A 5,135-nucleotide genomic window follows, 5' to 3' on the forward strand; every position below is an offset into this window, starting at 1 on the left:
TGTCTTAATGACATACTTTCCATTCATTCTTGCCTCCAGAAGCCTCCGTGGGCGTCCTTCATCCGACAATAATATAGGGAATGGATATAACGATAGCGGCTCCTGACTGTATAACACAGCAGGAGCCGACAAATTTAATACGGGAGCATTATACCGACAATTTACGGCATTTGCATTTTGTTAATACGGCCGTCCCGTGTTACTAGCAGATAACCATCATTCAACGGCTGAGGTGGAATTGCTATTCCGCTACCATCCGTTTCCTGCTGGGCCACGAAGTCACCGCTAACCGGATCGAGCCAGTGCAGATAGCCTTCACTGTCCCCAAGTACAACATAGCCATTAATGACTGACGGCGCACTGAGCAAGCGGTGCTCCAGAGACTGGTTCTGCCACAACTCGGTGCCGCTACGGATATCAACCGCAACCACATGATCTTTATCTGTTACTAAATATAGCTGACTGCCATCAATAACAAAGTCTGTGGCCGACGAGTAATTTCGCTTCCAAGCTGCCTGGCCGGTACGCAGTTCGATGGATACCAAGCTGCCATTATAGCCAACGGCATACAGGCGCTCACCGGCAATCACCGGTGTCGCATCAACATCGACCAGGCGATCAATCTCAGTACCGCCTTTTGGCGAGCCGACAGGCTGTTGCCACAGCACCTGGCCATTGTTCATCAATGCCCCAGCGAGTCGACCATTGGCCTGCCCCCAGAAAATACCGCCAGAGATCGAAACCGGCGAGCTGTCACCGCGTAGTGTCAGATTCGGCACTTCACTGCTTAGCTGCCATTTGGCTTCACCGCTATCGGCATCCAACGCCTGCAGGATACCGCGGCTGGTATTCACGACAACCAGGCCTTCGTCTACAAGAGGCTTGGCAAGCACTTCGCCTTCGACAGTCGTACGCCAGGCTTCTTCGCCTGTCTCCTCGTCAAGGGCAATAACCTCGGCATTCTCAGAACCGATAAATAACTTACCGTACGATAGCGCAATTCCACCGGCCAGCTTCGCAGTCACCTCAGTTTCCAAATCCTGTTCCCAGAGCGTCTCGCCTGTTTCCGGATCCAGCGCTTTGACGACGCCGTTACGGTCAGCGACAAAAATCTTGCCGTAACCCACGGCCGGGCTCAACTTGGAAAAGTAGTGCCCTACGCCATCACCCACAGTCTGAGACCAGCTCTGCTGGGGAGAAAAAGCACTGTCAACCTGCGGCAGCGGGGCCATCTGGATAGTATCTTCTTCTCCGGCACAGCCAGCTAGAATGCCAACGGCCAGTGCCACGGATACGGCTTGCTTCAACACCTTCTGCATACGTATCAACCTTACTGCGCCAGATCGTCAAGTTTGATCTTCAGCGCAGGCGAGGCACCTAGTTGCTGAGCCTGAACATATGCTTCACGGGCAGCGACTGCATCGCCTTTTTGCAACAGCATATCACCGCGCAGTTCAGCAACCTTGGCCTGCCAGCTTTCGGCAGTGACCTTGTCCAGTTCAGCCATTGCCTGGTCAAACTTTTGCTGCTCGGCATAAATACGTGCCAGACGTGTTTGCGCAATCGGTAAGATTGCCGCGTCCTGGGTATTGCCAATTGCCCAGCTCAGCTGCTCGGCAGCAGCATCCAGCTCACCTTGTGTTACCTGAGCCTTGGCCAGCTGCAATGCTGCCAGCACTGAATACTGGCTGCTTTCATGGGCAGAGATGAAAGCCTGAACATCCGCTACAGCATCAGCGCTGCCGCTTTCCAGACGGTTGATCACCTGAGTATAAGCATCGGATGCCTGCTCTTTGGCTGCCTGTACTTCACCCTGGTAATAACGCCAGCCGTACAGGCCACCCAGACCAATCACAGCGCCAAGAACAACGGCTTTACCGTTCTCTTTCCACCAAGCCTTAATCTGTTCAACCTGTTGCTCTTCTGTGATGTTGACGTCCACTTCCTGTCCTCTCTTAAATCAATTCTGCAAGCTTCGCTGCTACGTCGTCCTGTGCCATGGTCGTTTGCTCGCCACCACGCAGGTCTTTCACAACCACCGTGTTCTCGGCAATCTCGTTCTCACCAAGAACAAGTGCAATAGCAGCGCCAACATTGTCGGCACGTTTAAACTGTTTCTTGAAATTGCCGCCACCGAAGTGGTTCATTACACGCAGACCCGGTACATCCTCGCGAAGCTTCTCTGCCAGCTTCATACCAGCCAACATCGTTCCTTCGCCAGCTGTCACCATGTAGACATCTACCGGGCGACGTACGTCTGTCAGATCCAGCGTCTCCATCATCAGGACCAGACGCTCCAGACCCATCGCAAAGCCAACCGCCGGGGTAGCCTTGCCGCCTAGTTGCTCAACCAGACCGTCGTAACGACCACCAGCACATACGGTGCCCTGGGCACCCAGGCTTTCGGTGATCCACTCAAAAACAGTGCGGTTATAATAATCCAAACCACGCACAAGACGTTCATTTACTTGATATTCGATACCAGCAGCGTCTAATAGTTCACATAAACCGGCAAAATGTTGCTTAGATTCTTCATCTAAGTACTCAGACAGTTTAGGTGCATCAACCAAAATTTCCTGCACCGCAGGGTTCTTGGTATCAAGAATACGAAGTGGATTGCTGTGCAAACGGCGCTTGCAGTCATCATCCAACACATCCATATGCTGTTCAAGGAACGCCACCAAGGCAGTACGGTAGCTTGCACGCGCTTCCAGAGAACCAATCGAGTTCAGCTCCAGGCGCACATGCTCAAAAATACCCAGCTCGCGCCAGAAGCGTGCCATCATCATGATCAGCTCGGCATCGACATCCGGGCCGTTAAGACCGAAGACTTCGACACCAAACTGGTGGAACTGACGGTAGCGGCCTTTCTGCGGACGTTCGTGGCGGAACATCGGACCCGTATACCACAGGCGCTGTTCCTGGTTGTACAGCAGACCATTCTGGATCCCGGCACGTACGCAACCAGCAGTACCTTCCGGACGCAAGGTCAGGCTGTCGCCGTTACGATCGTCAAAGGTGTACATTTCCTTCTCGACGACATCCGTTACTTCACCGATAGCACGCTTGAACAAATGCGTAGACTCAACGATTGGCATCCGGATTTCATTATAGCCGTATGCGCTAACTACTTGCTTAATGGTATTTTCCACTTTGTGCCAAAGCGGTGATTGTGTTGGTAGGCAGTCGTTCATGCCTCGAATTGCTTGAATTTGTTTCGCCACGTTTATTCTCGTTAACCGATGGGGAATTGAATCGAATATATAGGTTCTTGCAGAAATAGTGAACCACGCCCTGAGCTTTCAGGGCGTGGTTCGGGCATATTTCGCTATTTTTCTTCTACATCAATGCGATTGTTGACATCTAGCATTGATGCTTTTGCACGGATCTTGGTCTCTAGCTGATCAATCACGTTGTCGTTATCAAAACGCTCTTTCTGACGAACACCGTCATCATAGAAGGCGCTCTTGCGGTTGCCGCCGGCAATACCCAGGTGCGAAACCTCGGCTTCGCCCGGTCCGTTAACCACACAGCCAATGACAGAGACATCCATTGGAATCGTAATATCTTCCAGGCGCTGCTCCAGCTCGTTCACGGTGCCGATCACATCGAACTCCTGACGCGAGCAGGTCGGACAGGCAATAAAGTTGATACCGCGAGAGCGAATGCGCAAAGACTTGAGGATATCAAAACCCACCTTGATCTCTTCAACCGGATCGGCAGCCAGTGAAACACGCAATGTATCACCGATGCCCTCGGACAACAGCATACCCAGGCCTACCGCAGACTTCACCGCCCCGGCACGCAGGCCACCGGCTTCGGTGATCCCCAGGTGCAGCGGCTGCTTAATTTGTGCCGCCAGCTTACGGTAGGATTCAACGGCTAGGAAAACATCCGAAGCCTTGACGCTGACCTTGAACTGATCAAAGTTCATGCGATCAAGAATGTCGACATGGCGCATCGCCGATTCCACCAGGGCATCCGGCGTCGGCTCACCGTATTTCTGCTGGATGTCTTTTTCCAGCGAACCGCCATTGATCCCGATACGGATCGGAATGTTCTTATCGCGAGCACAGTCAACCACGGCACGGATACGGTCTTCACGACCGATATTGCCCGGGTTAATACGAAGACAGTCGACACCATATTCCGCCACTTTTAGGGCGATACGGTAGTCAAAATGGATATCAGCCACCAGCGGGATATTAACCTGCTGTTTAATCTGCTTGAATGCTTCGGCAGCATCCATGGTCGGCACCGAGACACGGACGATGTCCGCACCAACGTTTTCCAGGGATTTGATCTGCGCAACAGTGGCTTCAACATCAGTCGTACGCGTGTTGGTCATCGACTGAACAGCTATTGGGGCGCCATCACCAATTGGGACATCCCCGACATAAATCCGGGTTGACTGACGACGTTTAATTGGAGATTCGTTATGCATTACATTTACTCTGTTTACTGCGGCAGCTTCAATCGGGCTACTTTACCAACCGGGTACTTACTTAGATCCACCGGCTCACCTTTGTAGCTTATTTTAACAGCACCCGGCGCACCTAGCACCAGTTTAAATGGCGCTGGACCATCTAAATTCAGCACATCACCCGACTTCTTGATACCGGTATCGAGTCGCTTGCCGTTGGCATCACGGATATCGACCCAGCAATCGGCACTGAATGTCAGGATCAAATCTGACTCAACAACTGCCACTTCAGCATCTTCTGCTGTTGTCTCGGGCGTTTGAAGTGAAGCCAGGCTATCTGCGCTGTCGGTTTCTTCAACATCGATCGCCTCGGATTCGTTGCTGAAACTATCATCAAAACTGGTTATCGGCTCTACGGATTCATTCACGACAACCGTGTCAGCAGGCTCTATCGTCTCGATAACCGCCCCTTCTGCGGCGACACTAATATCGGCGGAAGACAACTCTGCATTGCTGATTGTCGATGAGTTTGCACTGGCCAGGGATTCATCCAGCGGCTGCCCCTGTTGTTCGGCAAGGTTCAGTGCTTCTGTCTCTTGCTCCATCTGCAAACTCTGCCACCACCAAATGCCGGTCAGACCGACAAAGATAATCGCCAGCGCCCAGGTCAGGCGCATGATACGGTTGTCATGGGCTTCCCGTTTGGTGCGGC

General features: G+C 52.4%; 5 protein-coding genes. All 5 read right to left on the bottom strand.

The annotated features are described in order from the left end of the window. Window positions 1–161 precede the first annotated feature (161 nt). The gene (gene bamB / locus MHN01_RS16160) at window positions 162–1,319 is read right to left on the bottom strand and encodes an outer membrane protein assembly factor BamB (RefSeq protein ID WP_239412284.1); all 1,158 of its coding nucleotides are present in this window, start codon (window positions 1,317–1,319) and stop codon (window positions 162–164) included. A gap of 11 nt (window positions 1,320–1,330) precedes the next feature. Beyond that, window positions 1,331–1,942 carry a tetratricopeptide repeat protein gene (locus tag MHN01_RS16165; RefSeq protein ID WP_075763657.1) on the bottom strand — a complete coding sequence of 204 codons (612 nt, stop codon included), beginning with the start codon at window positions 1,940–1,942 and terminating at the stop codon, window positions 1,331–1,333. A 13-nt stretch (window positions 1,943–1,955) separates the two neighbouring features. Further along, the gene (gene hisS / locus MHN01_RS16170; protein WP_239412285.1) at window positions 1,956–3,224 is read right to left on the bottom strand and encodes a histidine--tRNA ligase; all 1,269 of its coding nucleotides are present in this window, start codon (window positions 3,222–3,224) and stop codon (window positions 1,956–1,958) included. A gap of 104 nt (window positions 3,225–3,328) precedes the next feature. Next, a complete protein-coding gene (ispG, locus tag MHN01_RS16175) occupies window positions 3,329–4,444 on the bottom strand; it encodes a flavodoxin-dependent (E)-4-hydroxy-3-methylbut-2-enyl-diphosphate synthase (RefSeq protein WP_160654417.1) in 1,116 nt (371 codons plus the stop codon). 14 nt (window positions 4,445–4,458) lie between these two features. Beyond that, window positions 4,459–5,135, bottom strand: a 677-nt coding sequence (locus MHN01_RS16180; protein ID WP_239412286.1) for a RodZ domain-containing protein, incomplete at its 5' end; no start/stop codon positions are given.

Origin of the sequence: Photobacterium sp. OFAV2-7 (assembly GCF_022347985.1) — a bacterium.
GTDB lineage: Bacteria > Pseudomonadota > Gammaproteobacteria > Enterobacterales > Vibrionaceae > Photobacterium.

Bases quoted from the DNA above. Each gene is read 5' to 3' on its own strand.
- bamB (WP_239412284.1), bottom strand. From the start codon at position 1,319: ATGCAGAAGGTGTTGAAGCAAGCCGTATCCGTGGCACTGGCCGTTGGC.
- ispG (WP_160654417.1), bottom strand. From the start codon at position 4,444: ATGCATAACGAATCTCCAATTAAACGTCGTCAGTCAACCCGGATTTAT.